The 21,435-nt window shown below is 73.5% G+C and carries 23 protein-coding genes and 2 pseudogenes; 14 read left to right on the plus strand and 11 right to left on the minus strand.

Annotation, left to right across the window (positions count from 1 at the left end):
* Positions 1-26: 26 nt before the first annotated feature.
* Both AB0G35_RS16515 and AB0G35_RS16520 read left to right on the plus strand, forming a co-directional pair.
* On the plus strand, positions 27-1,040 hold the full coding sequence (locus AB0G35_RS16515; protein WP_360949125.1) for a MoxR family ATPase: 1,014 nt from the start codon (positions 27-29) through the stop codon (positions 1,038-1,040).
* Positions 1,037-5,137, plus strand: a complete 4,101-nt coding sequence (locus tag AB0G35_RS16520; protein ID WP_360949127.1) for an SAV_2336 N-terminal domain-related protein — start codon at positions 1,037-1,039, stop codon at positions 5,135-5,137. Before AB0G35_RS16515 ends, AB0G35_RS16520 begins: the two co-directional genes overlap by 4 nt.
* Here the strand turns inward: AB0G35_RS16520 and AB0G35_RS16525 are convergent.
* A pseudogene (locus AB0G35_RS16525) lies at positions 5,115-5,246 on the minus strand (alpha/beta hydrolase); the annotation flags it as partial. The gene AB0G35_RS16520 and the pseudogene AB0G35_RS16525 sit on opposite strands and share 23 nt — an antisense overlap.
* Before the next feature lie 225 nt (positions 5,247-5,471).
* On the opposite strand from AB0G35_RS16525, the gene AB0G35_RS16530 reads away from it, so the two are divergent.
* Complete coding sequence (locus tag AB0G35_RS16530) at positions 5,472-6,641, plus strand: cysteine desulfurase family protein (RefSeq protein WP_360949129.1); 1,170 nt, start codon at positions 5,472-5,474, stop codon at positions 6,639-6,641.
* Here AB0G35_RS16530 and AB0G35_RS16535 read toward each other — a convergent pair.
* Positions 6,638-7,486: an N-acetylmuramoyl-L-alanine amidase gene (locus AB0G35_RS16535; RefSeq protein WP_360949131.1), complete on the minus strand. Its 849-nt coding sequence runs from the start codon at positions 7,484-7,486 to the stop codon at positions 6,638-6,640. The two genes, AB0G35_RS16530 and AB0G35_RS16535, sit on opposite strands and share 4 nt — an antisense overlap.
* Positions 7,487-7,540: 54 nt before the next feature.
* Here AB0G35_RS16535 and mnmA point away from each other — a divergent pair, with 54 nt between their 5' ends.
* Positions 7,541-8,671: a tRNA 2-thiouridine(34) synthase MnmA gene (gene mnmA, locus AB0G35_RS16540; protein WP_360949133.1), complete on the plus strand. Its 1,131-nt coding sequence runs from the start codon at positions 7,541-7,543 to the stop codon at positions 8,669-8,671.
* A gap of 17 nt (positions 8,672-8,688) precedes the next feature.
* On the opposite strand, the gene AB0G35_RS16545 is transcribed toward mnmA, so the two are convergent.
* The 5 genes from AB0G35_RS16545 to AB0G35_RS16565 all read right to left on the minus strand — a co-directional run bounded on the left by AB0G35_RS16545 (position 8,689) and on the right by AB0G35_RS16565 (position 11,475).
* Positions 8,689-9,117, minus strand: coding sequence for a type II toxin-antitoxin system VapC family toxin (locus AB0G35_RS16545; protein WP_360949135.1), 429 nt, complete (start codon positions 9,115-9,117; stop codon positions 8,689-8,691).
* Positions 9,114-9,404, minus strand: a complete 291-nt coding sequence (locus tag AB0G35_RS16550; protein WP_360949137.1) for a hypothetical protein — start codon at positions 9,402-9,404, stop codon at positions 9,114-9,116. The genes AB0G35_RS16545 and AB0G35_RS16550 overlap by 4 nt, the downstream gene beginning before the upstream one ends.
* A 47-nt stretch (positions 9,405-9,451) precedes the next feature.
* A complete protein-coding gene (locus tag AB0G35_RS16555; protein WP_360949139.1) occupies positions 9,452-9,898 on the minus strand; it encodes a hypothetical protein in 447 nt (148 codons plus the stop codon).
* A 540-nt stretch (positions 9,899-10,438) separates the two neighbouring features.
* A complete protein-coding gene (locus tag AB0G35_RS16560; protein WP_360949141.1) occupies positions 10,439-10,693 on the minus strand; it encodes a DUF397 domain-containing protein in 255 nt (84 codons plus the stop codon).
* Positions 10,690-11,475, minus strand: coding sequence for a helix-turn-helix transcriptional regulator (locus AB0G35_RS16565; RefSeq protein ID WP_360949264.1), 786 nt, complete (start codon positions 11,473-11,475; stop codon positions 10,690-10,692). Before AB0G35_RS16565 ends, AB0G35_RS16560 begins: the two co-directional genes overlap by 4 nt.
* A 202-nt stretch (positions 11,476-11,677) precedes the next feature.
* On the opposite strand from AB0G35_RS16565, the gene AB0G35_RS16570 reads away from it, so the two are divergent.
* On the plus strand, positions 11,678-11,923 hold the full coding sequence (locus AB0G35_RS16570; RefSeq protein WP_360949143.1) for a hypothetical protein: 246 nt from the start codon (positions 11,678-11,680) through the stop codon (positions 11,921-11,923).
* Between the two features lie 31 nt (positions 11,924-11,954).
* Here AB0G35_RS16570 and AB0G35_RS16575 read toward each other — a convergent pair whose 3' ends face one another.
* Positions 11,955-12,797: an alpha/beta hydrolase gene (locus tag AB0G35_RS16575; protein WP_360949145.1), complete on the minus strand. Its 843-nt coding sequence runs from the start codon at positions 12,795-12,797 to the stop codon at positions 11,955-11,957.
* A 58-nt stretch (positions 12,798-12,855) separates the two neighbouring features.
* On the opposite strand from AB0G35_RS16575, the gene AB0G35_RS16580 reads away from it, so the two are divergent.
* The 3 genes from AB0G35_RS16580 to AB0G35_RS16590 all read left to right on the plus strand — a co-directional run bounded on the left by AB0G35_RS16580 (position 12,856) and on the right by AB0G35_RS16590 (position 15,498).
* Positions 12,856-13,347 (plus strand): MarR family transcriptional regulator, encoded by a 492-nt coding sequence (locus AB0G35_RS16580; RefSeq protein ID WP_360949147.1) that lies wholly within the window; start codon positions 12,856-12,858, stop codon positions 13,345-13,347.
* A 357-nt stretch (positions 13,348-13,704) separates the two neighbouring features.
* Complete coding sequence (locus AB0G35_RS16585) at positions 13,705-14,433, plus strand: VC0807 family protein (protein WP_360949266.1); 729 nt, start codon at positions 13,705-13,707, stop codon at positions 14,431-14,433.
* Between the two features lie 339 nt (positions 14,434-14,772).
* On the plus strand, positions 14,773-15,498 hold the full coding sequence (locus tag AB0G35_RS16590) for a dienelactone hydrolase family protein (RefSeq protein ID WP_360949149.1): 726 nt from the start codon (positions 14,773-14,775) through the stop codon (positions 15,496-15,498).
* Positions 15,499-15,624: 126 nt separating this feature from the next.
* Here AB0G35_RS16590 and AB0G35_RS16595 read toward each other — a convergent pair whose 3' ends face one another.
* A complete protein-coding gene (locus AB0G35_RS16595) occupies positions 15,625-16,104 on the minus strand; it encodes a MarR family transcriptional regulator (RefSeq protein WP_360949151.1) in 480 nt (159 codons plus the stop codon).
* A gap of 102 nt (positions 16,105-16,206) precedes the next feature.
* Here AB0G35_RS16595 and AB0G35_RS16600 point away from each other — a divergent pair, with 102 nt between their 5' ends.
* Both AB0G35_RS16600 and AB0G35_RS16605 read left to right on the plus strand, forming a co-directional pair.
* On the plus strand, positions 16,207-17,094 hold the full coding sequence (locus AB0G35_RS16600; protein WP_360949153.1) for an NmrA/HSCARG family protein: 888 nt from the start codon (positions 16,207-16,209) through the stop codon (positions 17,092-17,094).
* Positions 17,095-17,180: 86 nt separating this feature from the next.
* Positions 17,181-17,618 (plus strand): MarR family winged helix-turn-helix transcriptional regulator, encoded by a 438-nt coding sequence (locus tag AB0G35_RS16605; RefSeq protein ID WP_360949155.1) that lies wholly within the window; start codon positions 17,181-17,183, stop codon positions 17,616-17,618.
* A gap of 75 nt (positions 17,619-17,693) precedes the next feature.
* Here the strand turns inward: AB0G35_RS16605 and AB0G35_RS16610 are convergent, their stop codons facing one another.
* Positions 17,694-18,818: a methyltransferase domain-containing protein gene (locus tag AB0G35_RS16610; protein ID WP_360949268.1), complete on the minus strand. Its 1,125-nt coding sequence runs from the start codon at positions 18,816-18,818 to the stop codon at positions 17,694-17,696.
* A 56-nt stretch (positions 18,819-18,874) separates the two neighbouring features.
* Complete coding sequence (locus tag AB0G35_RS16615) at positions 18,875-19,186, minus strand: hypothetical protein (protein WP_360949157.1); 312 nt, start codon at positions 19,184-19,186, stop codon at positions 18,875-18,877.
* 368 nt (positions 19,187-19,554) lie between these two features.
* Between AB0G35_RS16615 and AB0G35_RS16620 the strand changes: the two genes are divergently transcribed.
* From AB0G35_RS16620 to AB0G35_RS16635, 4 genes and pseudogenes are all read left to right on the plus strand, one after another.
* Complete coding sequence (locus AB0G35_RS16620; RefSeq protein ID WP_360949159.1) at positions 19,555-20,367, plus strand: helix-turn-helix transcriptional regulator; 813 nt, start codon at positions 19,555-19,557, stop codon at positions 20,365-20,367.
* Positions 20,364-20,582 carry a DUF397 domain-containing protein gene (locus AB0G35_RS16625; protein ID WP_360949161.1) on the plus strand — a complete coding sequence of 73 codons (219 nt, stop codon included), beginning with the start codon at positions 20,364-20,366 and terminating at the stop codon, positions 20,580-20,582. Before AB0G35_RS16620 ends, AB0G35_RS16625 begins: the two co-directional genes overlap by 4 nt.
* On the plus strand, positions 20,579-21,061 hold the full coding sequence (locus AB0G35_RS16630) for a hypothetical protein (protein WP_360949163.1): 483 nt from the start codon (positions 20,579-20,581) through the stop codon (positions 21,059-21,061). Before AB0G35_RS16625 ends, AB0G35_RS16630 begins: the two co-directional genes overlap by 4 nt.
* 61 nt (positions 21,062-21,122) lie before the next feature.
* Positions 21,123-21,269 (plus strand): annotated as a pseudogene (locus AB0G35_RS16635) (chorismate synthase); the annotation flags it as partial.
* Between the last annotated feature and the right edge of the window lie 166 nt (positions 21,270-21,435).

A 21,435-nucleotide genomic window follows, 5' to 3' on the forward strand; every position in this document is an offset into this window, starting at 1 on the left:
GCAGCAAGGAACGAGGAGAACGCGCGGTGACCGGACAGAGCACCACAGACGGGTACGACAACCCCGCGGACCGGCCGGAGGACTGGTGGGTCTTCCGCGGCCCCGCGGAGCTGCCCGCCCCACCGCCCTGGCGACGCCTGACCGCCGCCCGCGGCACCGCACCCCGCGCGCCCTACCTCCTGGAGCGCAACGAGATCTCCGTCGTCAACGCCGCCCTGCACCTGCACCGCCCGCTGCTGGTCACCGGCCGCCCCGGCGCCGGCAAGAGCTCGCTGGCCCGCGCGGTCGCCGAGGAACTGGGCCTCGGCGAGGTGCTCCGCTGGTCGGTCAACAGCCGCTCCACGCTCCAGGACGCCCTCTACCGCTACGACGCGGTGGGCCGGCTCCGCGAGGCGTCGCTGCGCCGTGAGCGCGAGGCGGCCCGCGGCTCGGCGCGCCGCCCCCGGGCCCGCCGCGCCGCCGGAGCCGGCGACATCGGCCAGTACCTGCGCCTCGGCCCGCTGGGCAGCGCCCTGGCCGCCGACCGCCCCCGGGTCCTGCTCGTCGACGAGCTCGACAAGGCCGACATCGACCTGCCCAACGACCTGCTGGTGGTGCTGGAGGAGGGCGAGTTCGAGATCCCGGAGCTGGCCCGGCTGCCCGAGCACCAGCAGGAGGTGCAGGTGCGCCTGAGCGGAAGCCGGGAGCGGGTGACGGTCCGGCGCGGGGTGGTGCGCTGCGACCACTTCCCCGTCGTCATCATGACCAGCAACGGCGAACGCGACTTCCCGCCGGCCTTCATGCGCCGCTGCGTACGCCTCGACCTGCCGGAACCGACCGGCGACCGGCTGCGGAAGATCATCGAACACAACCTGGGTGAGGACGCGGTCGCCGCCGCCGAGGACCTCATCGAGGTCTTCCATCAGCGCGCGAAGACCCAGACCCTGGCCACCGACCAGCTGCTGGCCGCCGTCCACCTGCGGATCAGCGGCGCCGACCTCGGCAAGGAAGAGCTGCTCGCCGCCGTCCTGCACCGCCTCGACGAACCGCTGTCGCCATGATGGACCGACTGCGGCAGACGCTGGCGGCCGCCGGGTACGACCTCACGGCCACCGAACTCCTCGACGTGCTGTGGCTGGCACGGGCGATGGAAGGGGAGGGGCGGCCGGGGGCGGCGACCGGGCCGCAGCGGCGGGGCGAGCCGGGGGAGTCGGGCGAGCCGGGGGATTCGGGGGAGGCCACTGGGGCTGACGAGACCGACGAGGCCAACGAGACCGACGAGACCGAAGAGGCCCCCGGCGGCGTACGGGCCGCGGCGGGAACCACCGCGCCGGAGCGGCCCGCCGATCCCACCGAGCCTTCCGGTCCCGCCGATCCTGCCGACCCCCTCAGCCCCTCCGACGCCTCCGAGCCGCCCCGCCGCGCCCTCTACGCCATGGGCAGCCAGGGCGGCGGGCCGGACGGCGGGCGGGCCCGGCCCGCGCGGGTGCCCGGTGGGCGGGCGCTGCCCGACGCCCGGCAACTGGGCGGCGCGCTGCGCCCGTTGCGGCGCACCCGCGAGCACCCGCACCGCACGGTCCCCGACGTCGAGGCCACCGTCCGGCTCACCGCCGAGACCGGCTTCCTCGACGTCGTCGCCCGGCCCGACCGGGAACGGCACTGGTCGGCCGAGCTGTGGGTGGACACCTCGCCGGCCATGCAGGTGTGGGGCTCGCTCGCCGCCGAGCTGCGGACGCTGCTCGTCCGGAGTGCGGCATTCCGTTCCGTCCGGGTGCGGGCGCTCGACCCCCGCGATCCGGGCGGCCCGCTGCACCGCCGCCGCTCCGGGGACACGACGGTCACCTTCGTCCTCACCGACGGCACCGACCCGGGCTGGCGCGCACCGCAGGCCGTGCAGGCCCTGACCGCGGGCGGACGGGGCGGACCGGTGGCCGTGATCAACCCCCTCCCGCGCCGGTTGTGGCGCGGTACGGCCCTCGACGCCCGTCCCCAACTCCTGTCCGCGCCGGGCGAGTTCGACCCGCCCGGGCGGCTGGTGGTGTGCGACCCGCTCAGCGGTGAGCGCGACCCGGAGGCGGCCGGACTGTTCGCGCTGCCCGTGCTGCACCCCACCGCGTCCGCCCTGGAGCAGTGGGTCGGACTGCTCACCCGCCCCGGGGTGCCGCATCTGATCGACACCGCCCTGCTGGCCGGGACGCCACCGCCCGCCCCGCCGCCCCCGCCCCTCGGCAGCGCCGAGGAGCTGCTCACGCACTTCCGCGGTGCGTTCTCGCCCGAGGCCTACCGCCTCGCCGTCCGGCTCTCCGCGATCCGCCCGCTGACCACGCCGCTGATGCAGCTGGTGCGGGCGGCCACGATGCGCGACGCGAGCCCCACCCATGTCGCGGAGATCCTGCTCGGCGGCCTGCTGGAGCGCACCGACCGGACCGCGGCCGCGGCCGCCGTCCGGACCCTGGACCGGGCCCTGGGCGCGCCCCCGGCGGGCCGGCCGGTGCAGCCGGTCTACGACTTCCGGCCGGGCGTCCGCGCGTTGCTGTTCAGCGGGCTCGGCACCGAACAGGCCGTGGAGGTCGTCGAGGCGGTCGGCCGCTCCCTGGAGCCGTACATGGGGCGGCTGCCGGACTTCCCCGTCCTCATGGGCGACGACGAGGGCGAGCTGCGGCTGGACGCCTCGGCGCGGGCGTTCGCCGTCCTCGCGAGCCCGGTGCTGGAGCGGATGGGCGGCACGGTGCCGGGGCAGCGCACCGGCAGCGGCCCGGAGCCGGGAGAACGCACCCGCGACGCCCCGGCGCCGCCTCGCGCCGTGCTGCCCGCCGCGCCGCCCGCGGAGCTGCGCTTCACGGTCCTCGGGCCGGTACGGGCCCGGCGCGGGGCGGCCCCCCTCGCGCTCGGCTCCCCGCAGCAGCGCGCCCTGCTCGCCGCGCTGCTGCTCCGCCGGGGACGCCGGGCCACCGCGTCCGAACTCGTCGCCGGCCTCTGGGGGGACGAGCCCCCGCCCCGTGCCCGCGCCGCGCTGCGCACATACGCCGCGCGGCTGCGCCGGGCGCTCGGCGAGGACGGGGAGCTCCTGGTCAGCGAGCGGGGCGGCTATGCGCTGCGCGGCCCCGACGGCAGCCCGCCCGCCCTCGACCTCGACGAAGCCGAGCAGCTGATCGCCCGTGCGCGTGCCGCCCGGGACCCGGAGGAGGCCCGCCGACTGCGGGACGCCGCCCTGGAGTTGTGGGACGGCGAACCGCTCGCCGGGCTGCCCGGGCCGTACGCGGCGGCGCAGCGGGTCCGGCTCGCGCGGTGGTGGACCGAGCTCCTGGCCGAAACGTACCCCTCGGAGGCCCCCGCGTCCGCGGCCGGGCAACTTTCGGGCGGGCCCGGGGCGTCGGGACAGTCCGTGCTCCGGGGGCTCGACGACCGGCTCACCCCGGACGCGCGACGGGCCCTGCGGCTGCTGTCCGTACCGGAGGGCCCGGACCTCTCGGCCGGTGCCGCAGGGGCCCTGCTCGACGTGCCGGCGGAACGCTGTCAGGCGCTGCTGGAGGAGTTGCTGTCGGCCGGCGCGCTGACGGAGACGGCCCCCGGACGCTACGGCCCCGCGGGCGAACTGCGCCCCCTCGTACGCGAGTTGAGGCTGGCGCTGCCCGAGGAGGAGCGTACGGAGGCGCTGTCCCGGCTGGTGTCGTGGTACGTGGCCCTGGGGCGGCGGGTGCACACGCTCCGCTACCCCGGCGAGCGGATGCCGCAGGACCTCGTCCGGGAGTCGGCGGCCGGTCTGCCGCCCCTTCAGGACGCCGCCCGGGCCCTGGCCGTGTGGACCGAGGAGGCGCCGCCGGCGCTCGCGCTCGTCCGGCAGGCCGTGGCGGAGGCCCCGAAGCTGGTCCGGCGCGCCGCCGACCTGCTGCTGCTCGCGCAGGTGACGGCGGACTGCGGGGCGCACGCCGCCGCGTTCGAACCGGCCGCGGCCGCAGTGGCGGCCCGGGCGGCCACGGCCGGCGACGCCCGCGCCGAGGCCCGGGCCCGGGTCGCGCTCGCGGACTGCGCGGCCGCCGTCGGCCGGTTCGCCCGTGCCGAACGGGAGGCCCGGGAGGCGGTCCGGCTGGCCCGGGCGGCGAACGACCCGCTCACGCTCTTCCGCGCCCCGCTGGCGGCCGGGGTGATCGCCCTGCACCAACGGCGGTACGACGACGCCGAGCGGCACCTCGCCGCGGCCTGGGAGCGCTGCCGCGGCCGGGACGACCGGCTGGGCGAGGCCGCCGTGCTCGGCGCGCTCGCCCGGGTCTGGGCGGCGACCGGCAGCAGCGACGCCGTCCTGTTCGCCGAGCGCGGCGTGGGCCTGCACCGCGCCTCCGGCGACGGCTCCCCGGGCCTCGCGCACGCCCGGTACGCCCTGGCCGAGGCGCTGTCGGCGGCCGGCCGGCACGCGGATGCGCTGCGCGAACTCTTCCAGGCGCTGCCGCTCTACGAGGAGGACCGCCAGCGCCTGTGGGCGGGCCGCACCCGCAGCCGGATGGCCGCCGAGATGGTCGCGCTGATCCGGCCGGGCGAGGCGGTGGCCGCCGCCCAGGACGCCGCCAAGCGACTGCTGGTGCCGGGCGGTGAGCGCTGGCGCGCCGATGCGCTGACCTCGCTGGGGCAGGCCGAGACCGCGCTGGGCCGCAAGCAGAGCGCCCAGGGGCACTGGCGTGAAGCCCTCGCCGCCTACGAGGAGTTCGGCGCCCCGGAGGCCGCCGGGGTGCGCGCACTGCTGCGGGAGAAGGCATCCGTGGCGGCGCGACCGCCGACGGGCGGGGCGCGCACCGCGGCCGTGTCGCGCACCGCGGACGCCGCGAGCACCGGTACGGCGCTGCGCGAGCTGACCGCGGCCGTCCGCACCCTCCGCGACCAGCTCAGGCTCCAGGGCACCGGCGGCCGGGCGGAGCCGGGCCCGGGCGATCCGGCCGGTCCCTCCGGGGGCCGCGGCTTCGAAGGACTCGAAGCGCTCGAAGCGGAACTCGCTGGTCATATCGCCGACTTCGAGCGTACGAGCCGGGTGCGGCGGGCCGAGCTCAGCCGGCTGCGCGCAGAACTGGAGTCGGCGGTGTCCGCCGTGGCACCGGGGGAGCAGGGCGCCGGCGCGGCCGAGGCGGCCGACACGGTCCGCGCACTCAGCCGCCGTCTCGCGCCGTAGCTGCGCCGCCCGGACGCAGGAAGTCCGCCAGCGCCGCGGTGAGCTCCGCGGGTGCGTCCTCCTGGACGAGATGGCCCGCGCCCTCGATGAGGTGCAGCCGGGCACCGGGCGACCCCTCCCCGAGGGTGGCCCACCGCACCTCGTACCCCGAGTCCGTGCGGAACGTACGATCCAGCAGCCGCCGTGTCATGACCGTAAGGGCATGTGCTCCTTACGGGGGAGTCGAGGGGAGCCGACGGCTCGGGCGGTCGGCGCGCATGCAGAGCGCATGCAGAGCGCCTGCGCTCCCGCGCCTGCCGTGCGCCCCACCTCCGCCTCGTAGAATCGGGGCACCATGGTTTACCTCGACCACGCCGCCACCACCCCGATGCTCCCGGAGGCGGTGCAGGCGATGACCGCCCAGCTGACCGTCACGGGGAACGCGTCCTCGCTGCACGCCGACGGCCGGCGGGCCCGCCGCACCGTAGAGGAGGCACGGGAATCCCTCGCCGCCTCGCTCGGAGCACGCCCGAGTGAGATCGTCTTCACGGCGGGCGGCACCGAGGCCGACAACCTCGCGGTCAAGGGCCTGTACTGGGCGCGCCGGGCGGCCGACCCGGCCCGCAACCGGGTGCTCGCCAGCCCCGTGGAGCACCACGCCGTGCTCGACGCCGTGGAATGGCTCGCCGAGCAGGAAGGCGCCCACGTCGAGTGGCTGCCGGTCGACAGTTACGGCCGGGTGCACGCCGAGGCGCTGCGCGAGGCGATCGTCCGCAACCCCGCCGATGTCGCGCTGGCCACCGTCATGTGGGCCAACAACGAGATCGGCACCATCCAGCCGGTCCGTGAACTCGCCGAGGTGGCAAGGGAGTTCGAGATCCCGCTGCACGCCGACGCGGTGCAGGCCGTGGGCCAGCTGGAGGTCGACTTCGCCGCCTCCGGGCTCGCCGCGATGACGGTCTCCGGGCACAAGATCGGCGGCCCGTACGGCATCGGCGCGCTGCTGCTGGGCCGCGAGTACGCCCCGGTGCCGGTGCTGCACGGCGGCGGCCAGGAGCGGCACGTCCGCTCCGGCACCCTCGACACCCCCGCCATCGCGGCCTTCGCCGCCGCCGGCCGGTACGCCGTGGCGCACCGCGCGGACTTCGCCCGGGACATCGGCGCACTGCGCGACGACCTGATCAAGGCGGTCCGGGCGGCCGCCCCGGACGCCGTCCTCGGCGGCGACCCCGACCCGGCCGGCCGGCTCCCGGCCAACGCGCACTTCTCCTTCCCCGGCTGCGAGGGCGACTCCCTGCTGCTCCTCCTGGACGCCCAGGGCATCGCCTGCTCCACGGGCTCCGCCTGCACCGCCGGCGTCGCGCAGCCCAGCCACGTCCTGCTGGCCGCGGGCATGTCGCCCGAGCTGGCGCGCGGCACGCTGCGCTTCTCCCTGGGGCACACCTCCACCGCGGAGGACGTGGCGGCGCTGGCGGAGGCCATCGGCCCGGTGGTCGAACGCGCCCGGAGCGCGGGGCTCAGCTAAGAGCGCCGCTGCCGGGCGGATCCCGGCCCTTCGTGCCCGGCCGCCCGGACGAGGCGCAGATAGCGGTCCCAGTCCCAGTGCGGGCCGGGGTCGGTGTGGTCCGTCCCCGGCACCTGCACATGGCCCACGATGTGCTTCCGGTCGGCCGGGAAGCCGTAGCGGCGGCAGATCCGGGCGGTCAGCCGGGCCGAGGACTCGTACATGGCGTCGGTGAAGGACTCCGGGCGGTCGACGAAGCCCTCGTGCTCGATGCCGATGCTCCGCTCGTTCCAGCCGCGGTTCCCGGAGTGGAACGCCACGTCCAGTTCCCGCACCATCTGGGCGATGTGCCCGTCCTTGCGGACGACGTAATGGGCCGCCGCCTCGTGGTCGGCGTTCCGGAACACCCGCAGCGCGGTGGCGTAGCTGCCCTGGACGACGTGGATGACCACCCGGTCGACGGCGTAGTCGGCGGGCCGGTCCGCCCGGCGGTAGTTCGCCCCGGAGGCCGCGACCCACTGGGCGCCCCGGTAGTCGACCTCGCCGGCCCGCCGCGGCAGGTCGTTCCCCGGCAGCTGCCACCACCAGTGCCGTAGTTCGTCCCACCCGGTCGCCACCACGGCCCCGGCGGCCACCGCCCCGCCGCCCGCCAGCCACAGCGCCCGCCGCCGGGTGACCCCCGCCGCGCCGCCCCGCCGCTCGTCCTGCGGTCCCGCCTGCGCCTCGCCCTGCGGGACGTCCCGGCCGGCGTCGTCCCGGCCGGCGTCGTGGTGGCCCTCGCCCCGGCCGTCCGGCCGCTCGCCCGGCTGTTCCCCGGCCTCGGCCCGCTGTTCCCCGGCCGGCTCCCCGACCCTGCTCTTCCCCATGCGCTCCTTAACGCTTTCCGCACTGTCAGCGGTTCCGTCTACCCTGGACTGGCTATGACTGATGACGCCCCCCGCCGCCTCCGCGTACTCGCCGCCATGTCCGGCGGTGTCGACTCCGCCGTCGCCGCCGCCCGCGCCGCCGAGGCCGGCCACGACGTGACCGGCGTGCATCTCGCGCTCTCCGAGAATCCGAAGTCCTTCCGCACCGGCGCCCGCGGCTGCTGCACGATCGAGGACTCGCACGACGCCCGCCGCGCCGCCGATGTCATCGGCATCCCGTTCTACGTCTGGGACCTCGCCGAGCGGTTCCGTGAGGACGTCGTCGAGGACTTCATCGCGGAGTACGAGGCCGGGCGGACCCCGAACCCCTGCCTGCGCTGCAACGAGAAGATCAAGTTCGCCGCGCTGCTGGACAAGGCGCTGGCCCTCGGCTTCGACGCGGTGTGCACCGGCCACTACGCCACGGTCGTGGTGCGACCGGACGGCAGCCGCGAGCTGCACCGCGCCACCGACATGGCCAAGGACCAGTCCTACGTCCTCGGCGTCCTCGACGACCGCCAGCTGGCGCACGCCATGTTCCCGCTCGGAGACACGGAGACGACCAAGGCGGAGATCCGCGAGGAGGCCGCCCGGCGCGGACTGTTCGTCGCCAAGAAGCCGGACAGCCACGACATCTGCTTCATCGCCGACGGCGACACCCAGGGCTTCCTCGCCAAGCGGCTCGGTACGGCCCCCGGCGACATCGTCGACGAGTCCGGCAACCGCCTCGGCAGCCACGAGGGCGCGTACGGCTTCACGATCGGCCAGCGCAAGGGCCTGCGGATCGGCCACCCGGCCCCGGACGGCAAGCCGCGCTACGTCCTCGACATCTCCCCGGTCGACAACACCGTCACGGTCGGCCCCGCCGAGTCCCTCGACGTCACCGGCCTCACCGCGATCCGCCCCCGCTGGTGCGGCCGCCCGCCGACGGCCGGCCCCGCCACGTACACCGCCCAGCTGCGCGCCCACGGCGGCGAGACCGAGGTCACCGCGGAGCTGGTCGACGGCACCGAGCTCCGGGTGGCCTTCACCGAGCCGGTCCGCGGCGTCGCCCCCGGCCAGGCCATCGTCCTCTACGACGGCACGCGGGTGGTCGGCTCGGCCACCATCGCCACGACGGAGCGGCGGGTGGCGGCAGGGGCGTAACCGGAGGCTCGATCGGCCTATGTGGGTTCTTCCCAAGGATTGACCACGGTCGCTCCGGTGCGCTCGAAGTGCTTGGCGTTCCGGGTGGCCACGATCCAGTCGTTGGCGATTGCCGTTGCGGCGATCAGGGCATCGGCTGGATCGATGTTCGTTCCAGCTGCCTTGAGCCGCCGGTGTAAGGCAACGTAGGCGATGGCCTCGGGCTCGCCGATGCCGACGATCCGGTTCCGGTACTCGTGCCGTACGTCAGCCAAGGTCTGGGCGTAGCGCTCTCGCCTGGTGGTGTCGGTTGTGGCCGCGACTCCCGCCTCAATCTCCCCGACAGTGATGACGCTTAGGTAGCGCCTGGGGCGTGGCGTCGTATGGAACCAGGCGAGTACGCGGGGGTCCGGCTTCGGCCGGGTGGTGAGTTCCGCGATGACGTTCGTGTCGAACAGGAAGTTCACTCGCCCTGCTCCGCGTCGTCGTACGACCGGGCACCGAACTCCAGGCCCTCGAACGGGGTCGACAGGAGGAACTCCTCGAACCCGTCAAAGCCCAAGGTGATCCATCGGTGGACCATTTCGGGGAGGGCGTCGACGTCCGTCTCTGCCAGCTCGGCGTCAAAGTGGCGTCGCTGATGCTCTGGCAACGCCTCACGGATGTCACGGATGGTGCGGAGAGGGTGCGGGCGGCTCTCATGGGTGGCATCGGTGGCAGGGGTGCGCGAGTCGTCGTGAGGTGAACGCGTCATGGGCGCCTCCCTCTTCGCAAGTGCGGAACTCATCGTGTTCTGTCCTTTCAGGCTACGGCCTTGGCCGCTGATGTGGGCTGGTGGTAGTCGGTGTGTGGTCCGTTCAGGCCGCTCGTCGCCCCTCGGTCGGGGGCGCGGCAGTCGCGGCAGCGGCCCGGGCCGTCGGCGCGGAAGGCGCGGTCGCAGCCGTCGCAGTTCTGGAGGGGGACGACCGGTGACCGTGACCGGTCGGGCTGTGGGGGCGGGCCCGTACGGACCGGTGGCCGCAGGACGGCGAGCCGGTGGGCGAGGAGACGGGCCGGGCGGCGGTCGAACCGGGCCGGGAGGCCGTCGGTCAGGGCGGCGGTGATCTCCTGTGGAGGTACGCCACGGTCGAGCCACTCCGCGACGGCCGGGGCGAGCGTCGTGATCTCCCGCTCGGAGAGGAGGAGACGGCGGTCGCGGTGGGGGAGGCGGGTGAGGAGGCCGGTGGCCTCGGGGGCGGCTTCCGGCATCGGCCGCGGGGGCTCGGCGGGTTCCGGTACGGGTGCGGCCCGGCCTCCGTCTCCTGGTGGTCCGTCGGCTCCTCCGGCACCGCTCCGCACCCGGCAGGTCGTAGGCGAAGGTCCGGGTGATGATCCGGCCGCCCGGCCCGCGCTACCGGCGCGCTGCGCAAGGCGGTTGGCGAGGACGGTGAAGTGGGACGTCTGGCGCGTACGGATGTGGATGACACCGCTGGAAGGGAATGAGGGCGCGGGCGAGGGCGCGTTAGACTGCGCTGAAGTCGTCGGGAAGGTCCGTTCTTCCTTGTGATCAGGCCCTCGGGTTGGGATTGCCGTCCCGCCGAGGGCCGTTTCCATGCGCAGTTGTGGGGTTGTGCGGCGAGCGTAACCGCATTCCGGACGCGTCCGCGCCCAAGTCACCCAATGGGGTGAGGAGTTGGGCGGCGAGGGCGGCGGTAGGTGGGTGGGGTTCTCTCCCCGGGTTCTTTGGTAGCCGGCCGGGTCACCGGCGGCCGGTGGGGCGGAACCTGGTGCCGCCCCACCGGTGTCCGCTCAGACGGCTTCCGGTGCGACCTGCGCGTACGCGAGGAAGGACGCCCAGGCGGCGGGGGTGACGATGAGGTGGGGGAGCGCGGTGTCCTTGGAGTCGCGGATGTGGATGGTGTGGGGGCAGGTGGCGACCTCTATGCAGGCTTCGCCCTCGCTACCGCTGTGACTCGACTTCCGCCAGGCGACGGCGACTTCGACGCAGGCTTCGCCAGTGCCACCGCTGTAGCTGCTTTTGAACCATGCCAGTTCGGTGTTCATTCTCGTGCGTCTCCTGTCAGCAGACGGTGAATGAGGTCTCGCGATGCCTCGGCATCGAGGGCCTGGGAACGGAGTGTGCCGTACACATGACTCATCACGCTGACATCGTCCGGCTCCGTAAGGAAGTAGCTACCGCGATGACCTTCGACGTAACCGATCGTGTGATGGTCCGGTGTTTCCAGCAGCGTCATCGGGCCATCCATCCCTGCGTGGGTCTCCCGGGCGAGCGGCATGACCTGGAGTTGGATGTTGTGCAGCTCGGATAGCTTGAGGAGGTTCCTCAGCTCTCCTTCCCAGACGGCCGGCCCGCCGATCCTTCGCTGGAGCACCGGCTCCTCCAGGACGAACGTCATCCGGCAGGCTGGCTTACGAGTCAGCAGTGACTGCGTCGCCAGACGAGATTGGACAGACCGCTCGATCTCGTCGTCATCCATGCTGGGCCGCACACAGCCGAACACCGCTCGCGCGTACTCCTCCGTCTGTAGCAGCCCGTGTAGGAAGTGCGTGGAGTACGAATGCAGCGCCAGCGCCTCCGCCTGGAGGTTCACATACTCCTCCGCCCACGCCGGATGGTGCTTCTCCGCGACATCGGGGATCAGTACGCGCAGCACGCCGTTCGCGCCGAGCGCCTCGTCCACCGCGTCGACGTAACCCGGCTTCGGTGGTCGCTCGCCGCGTTCGACCATCGCGATGAGGGACTCGGAGTACGGGATGAGGCCGGCCAGCTCACGGCGTGTCATCTCGCGTTGTTCTCGCAGGAAGCGGGACTGCTTCCCGAAGATCCTTTAGGGTGACCGGTGGTTCGTCGTTGTGAGGCATCGCACACCTCGCACAGTTGCCGCGTGGTGACGCACAGTCGCGCCGTACCTGTGGCCAGGCTAGATGTGCGGGTAGATGCTTGTCCGCATGATGAACGAACCGCCAGGATCCGAACTTTCCGAGCGTTCGGGTCTGTCCGATGCTGCCGAAGGCGTCGCTCCACGGATGAGGCTGCTGCCCTGGACCACGCCGGACGACCGGTCCTGCTTCCTGATCACCGACGGTGCGGGCGGGCCGGTGTCCGACCTCGCCGACAGCATCGAGGAGATGCAGCTGGACATCGGCGAGGAACTGCTGCGCCACGCACGGGCGATGCATGCCGATCCGAAGGTGCCGGACCGTGAGTTCCGCTATCTCTCGCGGCGGCTCGCCGAGGCGCTGGGTGATGCGCTGCGCGTCGCCCGCAACTGACCCCGGCGCTCTCCGGGAGCCGCGCCGGGCCTCATCGTGAAGGGGAGGAGACGTCCGGGTCCAGGGCCTGGAGGAACGGCAGCAGTTCGGCGGCGAAGGCGTCCGGCCGTTCCATGGCCGGGAAGTGCGCGGCGTCCTCGATCGTCGTGCTGCGGCCGTTGACCACGGTGCGGACGAGCCGCTCGGCCATGCCGAGGTGGTCGGTGGAGTCCAGGGCGCCGTTGACGGCCAGCACGGGCACGGTGATCGAGGCCGCGCGCGCCCAGGTGTCGGACACCGGCACCAGCCAGTTCTTCTCGTCGGCGGTGTGCTTGCCGATGGTGCGGCGGGCCATCTCCCGCAGCAGGGCGACGACCTCCGGGCGGACGTCGTCGAGCGTGCGGTGCGGGCCGGCCGCGAAGCGTAGGAAGGCGTCGATCCAGCCCTCGATGTCACCGGCGGCCAGCGCCGCGGCCTCCGCGGCCCGCACCTCCGCGACCCACGGGTCGCGCCATTCCGGCTCGCTGGTGCCGGCGCCGGTGACCACCAGGGCGCGCACCAGCTCCGGATGCTCAAGTGCCGTGTCCACGGCGGTACTTGCCCCCATCGAGACGCCGATGAGCACGGCCGGGCCGACGCCGAGGTGGCGCAGCAGTGCGGCCAGGTCGTCGGTGTGCCGGAACGGCCGGTCCGCGTTGGAGGAGTCGCCGTGCCCGCGGGCGTCGGGGGCGATGACCCGGTAGTGCGCGGCGAGGGCCGCCACCTGGTCGTCCCACATGCGGTGATCGAAGAAGCCGGCGTGCAGCAGGACCAGTGGCTGGCCGCGGCCGGTGTCCCGGTAGGCGAGCCGGCCGTCCTCGAACGGGAAGGAGTGCATCTCTCGGGTGGCTGTCATGACAACCAAGGTGTCATGATTGTTGATGGGTTGGCAACCAAGGTGTCATTCTGGTCCGGTGACCGACACTGAACAGTCCCGTACGTCCCCTGAGCCGCTGGAGCCTGACGAGCTGGCCCGCCGGCTCACCGAGGTGTTCGCCCTGGTGGGCCCGTTGTACCGGCGGGTGCAGCGCAAGGTGGAACTGAGCGCACCGCTCGAAGGGCTGTCCGTCGGCGTGCGGGCGGTCCTGGACCTGCTCCGGGAGCACGGACCGATGACCGTCCCGCAGATGGGCCGGGCGCAGGCGCTCAGCCGGCAGTTCGTCCAGCGGATGGTCAACGACGCGGCGGCCGGGGGACTGGTCGAGAGCGTCCCGAACCCCGCGCACCAGCGGTCCTCGCTGATCCGGCTGACCGATGCGGGCCGGGCGGCCATCACGGCGGTGACGGCCCGGGAGCGGGCGCTGCTGCGCCAGGTCGGCGGCGATCTGACCGATGCCGAGGTGACGGCGTGCCTGCGGGTGCTCCGGCGCGTGCTGGACCTCTTCGACGACGTGGAGGTCAACTGAGCGCCGTCCGGCGGGGGCTGTCCCGCCGACAGGTGGGCTTCCCCCACTGACAGCCGACAGGTGGGCCTTCCCCCACTGACAAATGTCACCGTGCGGACAGGACAGACGGGGCTGTTGGCCGGGTACGGCCGTGCGGGAGGCTGAGGGCGTTGCGGAGAACGGTGGCGCGGAGGGCGGCATCGGGGGACGCCGTCAGCTGGTCGCAGTCTCAACTTGGGGGAGTACGCCGTGAGTCGGAAGCAGTCCGTCATCGAGGACAGGGCGGGGGAGCCGGGCAAGCCGGGGGAGCCGGGCACGCCGGGCAAGCCGGGCAAGCCGGGCAAGCCGGGCACGCCGGAGAACGCGGGGAAGGCCGTGCTGCGGAGCTTCGTTCCGCTGGTCGTGGACGCGGGGATCCCGATCGCCTCGTACTACGTCCTCAAGGACGGCTTCGGGTTCAGCACGGTGGCGGCGCTGGGCTGGAGCAGTGTGGTGCCGGCGCTGCGGACGGTGTGGGAGCTGGTCGCCAGCCGCCGGGTCAACGGACTGGCACTGCTGATCCTCGTGGTGAACGTGGTCGGCCTGGCGATGACCGCGGTGGCCGGTGACGCCCGGCTGATGATGGCCAAGGACAGCGCGGTGAGCAGCACCGTCGGGATCGTGATCCTGCTGTCCCTGCGGACCAGGCGGCCGCTGATGACGGCGGGGCTCAAGCCCTGGGTGACCAAGGGCAGCGCGGCCGGGGACGCCGCCTGGGACCGGCTGCAGGCGGAATCCGCGGCGTTCCGGCGGGCCGAGCGGCGGTTCTCGCTGATCTGGGGCACCGCGCTGCTGACCGAGTGCGTGCTCAAGGTGATCGGCGCGTACACGCTGCCCGTGGAGACGATGGTCTGGCTGGGGACGGTGCTGACGGTCGTGGCCATCCTGGCGGCGATGCTCCTCGCCGGCGGCAGCTGCGCCGACCCGATGGAGAAGATGGTCGCGGCCGAGGTGGAGCGCGCGGCGGAGGCGGCCGGCCCGGGGGACGGGCCGGCGGACGGACCGGCGGCCGGGGCCGAGCCGGGGGCGGGCACCACCGCGGGGGAGCCGGTGCGCGTCGGAAGCTGACGCTCCGGCGGTCGCGGGGGAGGGGTGGTGACCCGGTCACCACCCCTCTTCTGTGGAAAACGCGCTGGCCAGCGACGTTGACGGTGGTCCGGGAGGCACGGGAAGGGCGAAGGCGCGTGCCGGGCACACCTGGGCGCCGGGGGGAGCGGGACCGCAGGCTCTGCTCGACGGTGCGGCCGCTGGCAGCGCCCATGCGCTCGGCGGTGCGGCCGCTGGCAGCGCCCCTCCACGAGCCCCACCCGCGCCGTTCTGCCGACGGTGAAGCCCGGCCCGTCCGCGCCGTTCTGCCGACGGTGAAGCCCGGCCCGACCGCGCTCGACGATCATTACAGTCCGTCTCATGACGACGATCACCACGCGCACGGTCGAGTACCCGGCCGACGGACTCACGATGATCGGGCACCTCGCGCTCCCCGCCGGCGCCGGCCGCCGGCCCGCGGTGCTGCTCGGACCCGAGGGCATGGGACTCAGCGATGTCGAGCGCCGCCGGGCCGATGCGCTCGCCGAACTGGGCTACGTGGCGCTGGCCTTCGACCTCCACGGCGGGCGCTATCTCAGCGACCCCGAGGAGATGCTGGCCCGCTGCATGCCGCTGCTCGCCGACCCCGACCGGATGCGGAGCATCGGCCACGCGGCACTCGGCGTGCTGCACGCCGAACCGCGGACCGACCCCGACCGGATCGCCGCCATCGGTTACGGCACCGGCGGCGCGATCGCGCTGGAACTCGGGCGCGACGGCGTCGACCTGCGCGCGATCGGGACGGTCAACGCCCTGACCACGGGCCGACCGGGCGAGGCGGCGCGCATCCGTTGCCCCGTGTGGGCCGGCGTCGGCTCGGAGGACCCGATCATGCCGCCCGCCCAACGGGACGCGTTCACCGCCGAGATGCAGGCCGCGGGCGTCGACTGGCGCCTCGTGGTCTACGGCGGCGCCCTGCACGCCTTCCACCACCCGCCGGTCGACCACGCCGCGCCCCCCGGCGTCGGCCACCACCCGCAGCACGCGCAGCGGGCCTGGCGCGACATCGTCGACCTGCTCGCCGAGTGCGTGCCCGTAGCGGAGTGAGCTGCCGTGGCCTGAGTGTGGAGCGCGCGGCGGGGGCGGCCGGCCCGGGGGACGGGCCGGCGGACGGAGCGGCGGCCGGGTCCACAGGCCGGGGCGCGGGGCGGGTCCGGGGCCCAGCTCCGGGACTCAGTCCGGTTTCGGCCGGGACCGCAGGCGTCCCATCTGTACGTGGCTGAGCTCGTGGGCCCGCCGCATGTGCCGGATGAGCACCTCCAGCTCGTCCTCGGTGTGGTCGTCCAGGAGCGTCTGCCAGCTCCGGCCGAGGTCGTCCCACACCGCGGCGACCCGGGCGATGCGGTCCGGCACCGGGGAGACCAGGACGCGGCGCCGGTCCTGCTGGTCGGGCGTGCGGGCCACGTAGCCGCCGCGTTCGAGCCGGTCGACCAGGCGGGTGGCCGAGCCCGTGGTCAGGCCGGTCATCTCGGCGATCTGCTTCACGGTGAGCGGTCCGGGCTCCGCCGTCAGCAGGCTCAGGCACTGCACGTCGGTCGGGTGCAGTCCGAGGTGGTCGGCGAGGGCTTGGTTGAACAGCACGTAGGACGCCAGGTAGCGGCGGGACTCGCTCGACAACTCCTCGTACAGCCGGGCCCGGTGAGGGTCTGTCATCTGGATCACACTCCAAATCCCTGCGCGGCGCAGCAATTTCTCGTAATCTTCTGCGTGGCGCAGTTAATGCGCTACACAGCGATACTATCTGTTGGAGAATCCATGCTGACCGTCGCCGTCACCGGAGCCACCGGAGCCCAGGGCGGGGCCGCCGCCCGCGCCCTGCTCGCAGCCGGCCACCGGGTCCGCGCGCTCACCCGCCGTCCCGACTCACCCGCCGCCGACACCCTGCGCGGCCTCGGCGCCGACGTATGCCACGCCGACTTCGACGACCGCCGCTCGCTCCTGGCCGCCTGCACCGGAGCGGACTCCCTCTTCGCGGTCACCAGCCCGTTCGGCACCGGCACCGACACCGCCACCGAGGTCCGGCACGGCAAGGCCCTCGTCGACACCGCGGCCAAGGCCCGTCTCGGGCACGTCGTGTTCACCTCCGCCGCCCACGCCGACCGGGACACCGGCATACCGCACTACGAGAGCAAGCACGAGATCGAGCAGTACCTGCGGACCGCCGGAGTGCCCTGGACGGTGATCGCCCCGGCGGCGTTCATGGACAACTACGCCGGTGGCTGGATCCTCGACGGACTGCGCCAGGGCACCTTCGGCTGGCCGATGCCCACCGACCGGCCGCTCACGCTCATTCCGGCCGCAGACATCGGCGCGTTCGCCGCGCTGGCCTTCCAGCGCCGCGACGACTTCGCCGGCCGCCGCATCGACATCGCCTCCGACGAGCACACCCCCGGCCGGATGGCGGAGATCATCGCGGCCGCCATGGGGCGGCCGGTCGTCCACCAAGAGGTGCCCCTGGACCACGTACGGGCCCGATCGGCGGACCTGGCGGCCATGTTCGCGTACTTCGCCACCGCGGGCCTCGACGTCGATGTCGCCGGGCTGCGCCGCGACTACCCCGAAGTCGGCTGGCACAGCTTCACCGACTGGGCCACCGCCCAGGACTGGCCCGCGCTGCTGTCCGCCACGCCTGCGCACGGGTGACGCCCTCCGCCACGACTGCGGCCACGGCCTCGGCAGCGGCCACCCCCGGTCCCCCGGACCGCCTCACATTCTTAGGGAACGCACCCATGAAGCCGATCGGTTACTGGCTCAACCGCACCGACAAGGCCCTCACCCACCACATGAACGACATGCTGGCGGGCTTCGGCCTCACCCGCATCGCCTGGCAGGTCCTCAACGTCATCCACGACACCCCCGGCGTCGACGGCACCGACGGCACCGCGGACACCGACATCCGGTCGATCCTCGACGCCAACGCCGACCCCGCCACGCTGACCGAGGCCATCGACGCCGTCCTCGCCGGCGGCTGGGCGGCCCGGCCCGCACCGGGCCGGCTCACCCTGACCCCCGAGGGCCGCTGGCGCCTGACCGACGTGGCGGTGCGCATCGACGCCTTCCGTGAACTGGCCATGACCGGCATCCCGTTGGACGAGTACCACACCGCCGTCCGCGTCCTGGAACGCATGTGCCACAACCTCGAAGCGCCGACGAGCGGCGGCCGCTGACCACGATGCCGGAGGAGGGCGGGTGCGCCGTCGCCCGGCGTCGCCTCGCCCGCGGGCCCCCGGCCCGCCGCCGGCTCACACCACCCACGTCCCCTCCGGTCCGTCCAGCCACACCCGCTGCCCGCCGGCGTCCACGGTCAGCCCGAACCGGGAAGGGTCCGGCCTCCCCTGCCCGACCCACCACGCATGGGCCGCGGCCACCTCGTCCCACAACCGCCGCGGCCCGGACTGCCACACCCGGGCCGCCTCCCCGTCCCGGAACCACACACAGGCCCACGAACGGTCGCCGCCCGTCCCGTAGAACCACACCGGCCGGCCCCCGTCACGCTTCTCCGCCATGACGTGGCAGCACTCCGGCACCCGCAGCCCGAGTGCGAACCGCTGCGGAGCGAACTGCCCGCCGAGGACCTCCCCTTCGGTCAGCGACGTGGCGGATTCCTCCCCCTCCTCCACACTCCCGGTCACATACGCGGAGTGGTCCACGACCGGCAGCCGCTGGGCCCGCAGCTTCATGAACTCCACCGGCCCGGCGAACCGCCCGGCCGCACTCTTCCCGTCCGGCGCGACGACCAGCCGGGCCACCGCGTCCCCGTTCCCGAAGTGCGTCCCCCACGGCACGACGATGACGCCGCCTGGGCGTGACTGCGCCACCCAGTCGTACGGCACGGACCGCACCCCGCAGGTCGCGATCACCCGGTCGTACGGCGCACCCTCCGGATACCCGCGGGCCCCGTCCCCGTGCACCACACGCACATCGAGGTGGTTCTGCTCCACCGAGGCACGGGCGGCGGCAGCCACGGCCCCGTCCACCTCCACCGTGACGACGTTCCCCGGGCCCGCCCGGTGCGCCATGAGGGCCGCGTTCCAGCACGTGGCGGTCCCGATCTCCAACACCTTGTGCCCGGGCCGGAGATCCAGTTCACGCAGCATCCGGAAGACCACGGAAGGCATCGAGGCCGAACTGGTCGGCACGCTGCCCGGCTCGCTCCCGGAGTGCTCCCCGTCGTCCCACTGCGTCACGATCGGCACATCGGCGTCGTCCGCGTACCCCTGCCACGCAGCCGGTTCGTCCGCCTTGCACACGGCCACACTCCGCCCGGCATCCATATCGAACGGCCAGATCAGCTCCGGCAGGAAGGCGGAACGGGGCACGGCGGCGAACGCGGGCGCCCAATCCGAGGTCAGGATGCCGGCCGCCATGAGGGCGCGCCCCAGCGCGGTGTGGCCGGGGCGCGGCTCGTCGTGTCGCTCGGTGCTCAACGGTCGCCTGCCTTGGGCGGGTTGGGCACGCCGGGACCGCCGTCGGGGGTGGGCGGTTCGTGTGGGCCGGGATAGGGCTTCCCCGGCAGTTTGTCGCCGCCGTGGTGGGTGGTGGTGTCGCTCACGGTGTCCCTCCTGGGGTGGTTGTCGGTTCGGCCGTGGTGGGGCTGGTGCCGCCGGAGCAGTACGCGGCAGTCCACGGCCTGGGAGAAGTCCCCCGCCCGTTCCGCGGCGTCGGCCGCGCGCAGTAACTCAGCGCAGGTGGCGCAGGTGGCCCAGCCGCCCGCTCCGACCTCCGGCGCGGTCACGTCCCGCTCGCCCTTCCGTGCGGATGCCCGGCGATCACGGCGTTGCAGCTCCGGACGGCGAGGCGGCGGCCCTGTGCACGGGCTGCCTCCCGTTCCCGTGCCAATGCCTGGCAGACATCGCACGCCGCGACGGGCACGGGTTCGAGCTCGGGCCCCGCCGGGGCCACGGGTGTGGGGACTGTGTACTCCACCATCCGGTTCCTCACTCTGTGTTGCCGTTCGGTTACCAGGATGAGGTGAAAGTCGGTACCGTGGAAGGGACTTCGGCGCCCAACCTGGGTGTTGGTCAGGGAGGGGTATGTACGTGTTAGCGACCTGTGTGGAAGCCGACGGTTCGGTTGTGACCAGGGCTCTGGTCAGGGAGAGGCATGGATGACGAACAGGACCCCCGACAGCGGTTTGCAGAGGAGTGTCGCAGCGCCCGGGAGCTGTTCCCGGAACGGCGGCTGAACCAGACGCAGTTGGCCCGCATGGTCCGGGTGTCCAAGTCCACGATCAGCCGAGTGGAGATCTGCGAGGGGCCGATCCCGCCGGACCTGCCGCCGCTGCTGGACCAGGTCTTCTCGACGGACGGCCTGTTCAAGCGGCTTTACGAACAGATCGCTGCGGGGGCCTATCCTGCGCATTCACGGCGGCGGATGATGTTGGAGCCGCGGGCGAGAGCCATCTCGGAGTGGTCCGCGACGCTGGTCCCCGGGCTGCTTCAGACGGGCGCCTATGCGCGGGCGGTGTTCAGTACCGGTGACCCGAGAGCCACCGAGCGGGAGTTGGTGCACAAGGTGGGCTCCCGGCTTGCGCGACAGGACATCCTGCGCGGCAGTACCCCACCGGATCTCTCCGTCGTCGTCTGTGAGTCGGTGCTCCGACGCAACGTCGGCGGACGAAAGGTCATGCGGGACCAGCTCGCGGCCCTGCTGTGGTACGGCAGTCAACCCACCACGGTTCTGCAGGTCCTTCCGTTCAGCGCCAACGCGCCGGAGCTGTTGGACGGCTCGCTGTCGATACTGACGATGCCTGACGGAGGAACCGTCCTCTACACGGAAGGTGTGCGGTTCGGATCCATCATCGAAGAGCCCGCCACGGTAAGGCATTTGACGCGGTCCTACGATGTGGTCAGGGCGTCAGCGCTCTCGCGCGACGCATCCGCCGACCTGATTCGCGAGCTAATGGAGGCATCGTGACCGTGCCCGGGCGCCACCGATGGGTCAAGTCCAGCTACAGCACCTCGGACGGCGGCAACTGCCTGGAGTGGTCGCCGACCCACGCCCGTGTTCACGGTGAAGTGCTGGTCCGGGACAGCAAGGCCCCGGACGGCCCGTCGCTGGTGTTCGGGCCGGCGGTCTGGTCCGCGTTCGTCTCCGGGGTGCGGGACGGGGAGTTCGGACAGCGCGCATGACCACCATCGCGGTGACCGGGCACCTGGGCCTCAGTGAGGCCACCGTGCCCCTGGTGCAAGCGGCCCTGCGGGCGCTGCTGCGTGAGCACGCCACCAGTGAGCTCGTCGGCGTCTCCTGCCTCGCCCGTGGCGCCGACACGTTGTTCGCCGAGGAGGTCGTGGAGGCAGGGGGGCGGCTGGTGGTCATCGTGCCGTCCCTGGACTACAGGGAGACGAAGGTCAAGGGCGACCACGCCGCCGCCTTCGACCGGCTGGCGGCGGTCGCGGAGGTGGTGACCATGCCGTACGACGTGGCCGGCTGGCCGGCGTACGAGTCGGCCAACACGGAACTGCTGAAGCGGGCCGATCGGCTGGTCGCGGTGTGGGACGGGTCGCCTCCCAGCGGTAAGGGGGGCGGTACCGCGGACGCCGTCGCGCAGGCGCGGGCGCTCGGGCTGCCCGTGGACGTCGTCTGGCCCGAAGGGGCCGAGCGCGGGTAGCGAACGGGACGGTGAGGCAGGCCCCGCGGACGAGCTGTCCGCGGGGCCTGTGTCGTGGTGCTCGGCCGGGCCGGCCGCCCGGGTCGTCGCCGAGGCCATGGTCGCGTTCGTCCCCGCTGACGCAAGAGTGGAGAAATTCGGGGGCGACGGCGTGACCGAGACCCGCCGCCGCGTCCGGGGCCTCCTCGGCGGCCCGGCGATCACCTGACGCGTCCGCCGAGGTGGCCGCGGCAGCCGGTGTCAACCGGCGGCCGCTCCGCGCGGGTGGTTGCGGGACCGGCCCGGGAGCCTGCGCAGTGTGGCGTTCGTGACACCCCGGGCCGGCCCCGGCGGTGAGCGCCCCGGGGCGTCACGGGCGCCGAGTAAGGTCGGCC

The sequence above is a fragment of the Streptomyces sp. NPDC021749 genome (assembly GCF_040640655.1).
Taxonomy (GTDB): Bacteria; Actinomycetota; Actinomycetes; order Streptomycetales; family Streptomycetaceae; genus Streptomyces.

Bases quoted from the DNA above. Each gene is read 5' to 3' on its own strand.
- AB0G35_RS16520 (WP_360949127.1), top strand. From the start codon at position 1,037: ATGATGGACCGACTGCGGCAGACGCTGGCGGCCGCCGGGTACGACCTC.
- AB0G35_RS16530 (WP_360949129.1), top strand. From the start codon at position 5,472: ATGGTTTACCTCGACCACGCCGCCACCACCCCGATGCTCCCGGAGGCG.
- AB0G35_RS16535 (WP_360949131.1), bottom strand. From the start codon at position 7,486: ATGGGGAAGAGCAGGGTCGGGGAGCCGGCCGGGGAACAGCGGGCCGAG.
- mnmA (WP_360949133.1), top strand. From the start codon at position 7,541: ATGACTGATGACGCCCCCCGCCGCCTCCGCGTACTCGCCGCCATGTCC.
- AB0G35_RS16550 (WP_360949137.1), bottom strand. From the start codon at position 9,404: ATGACGCGTTCACCTCACGACGACTCGCGCACCCCTGCCACCGATGCC.
- AB0G35_RS16555 (WP_360949139.1), bottom strand. From the start codon at position 9,898: ATGCCGGAAGCCGCCCCCGAGGCCACCGGCCTCCTCACCCGCCTCCCC.
- AB0G35_RS16560 (WP_360949141.1), bottom strand. From the start codon at position 10,693: ATGAACACCGAACTGGCATGGTTCAAAAGCAGCTACAGCGGTGGCACT.
- AB0G35_RS16570 (WP_360949143.1), top strand. From the start codon at position 11,678: ATGAGGCTGCTGCCCTGGACCACGCCGGACGACCGGTCCTGCTTCCTG.
- AB0G35_RS16575 (WP_360949145.1), bottom strand. From the start codon at position 12,797: ATGACAGCCACCCGAGAGATGCACTCCTTCCCGTTCGAGGACGGCCGG.
- AB0G35_RS16590 (WP_360949149.1), top strand. From the start codon at position 14,773: ATGACGACGATCACCACGCGCACGGTCGAGTACCCGGCCGACGGACTC.
- AB0G35_RS16595 (WP_360949151.1), bottom strand. From the start codon at position 16,104: ATGACAGACCCTCACCGGGCCCGGCTGTACGAGGAGTTGTCGAGCGAG.
- AB0G35_RS16600 (WP_360949153.1), top strand. From the start codon at position 16,207: ATGCTGACCGTCGCCGTCACCGGAGCCACCGGAGCCCAGGGCGGGGCC.
- AB0G35_RS16605 (WP_360949155.1), top strand. From the start codon at position 17,181: ATGAAGCCGATCGGTTACTGGCTCAACCGCACCGACAAGGCCCTCACC.
- AB0G35_RS16610 (WP_360949268.1), bottom strand. From the start codon at position 18,818: ATGGCGGCCGGCATCCTGACCTCGGATTGGGCGCCCGCGTTCGCCGCC.
- AB0G35_RS16620 (WP_360949159.1), top strand. From the start codon at position 19,555: ATGGATGACGAACAGGACCCCCGACAGCGGTTTGCAGAGGAGTGTCGC.
- AB0G35_RS16630 (WP_360949163.1), top strand. From the start codon at position 20,579: ATGACCACCATCGCGGTGACCGGGCACCTGGGCCTCAGTGAGGCCACC.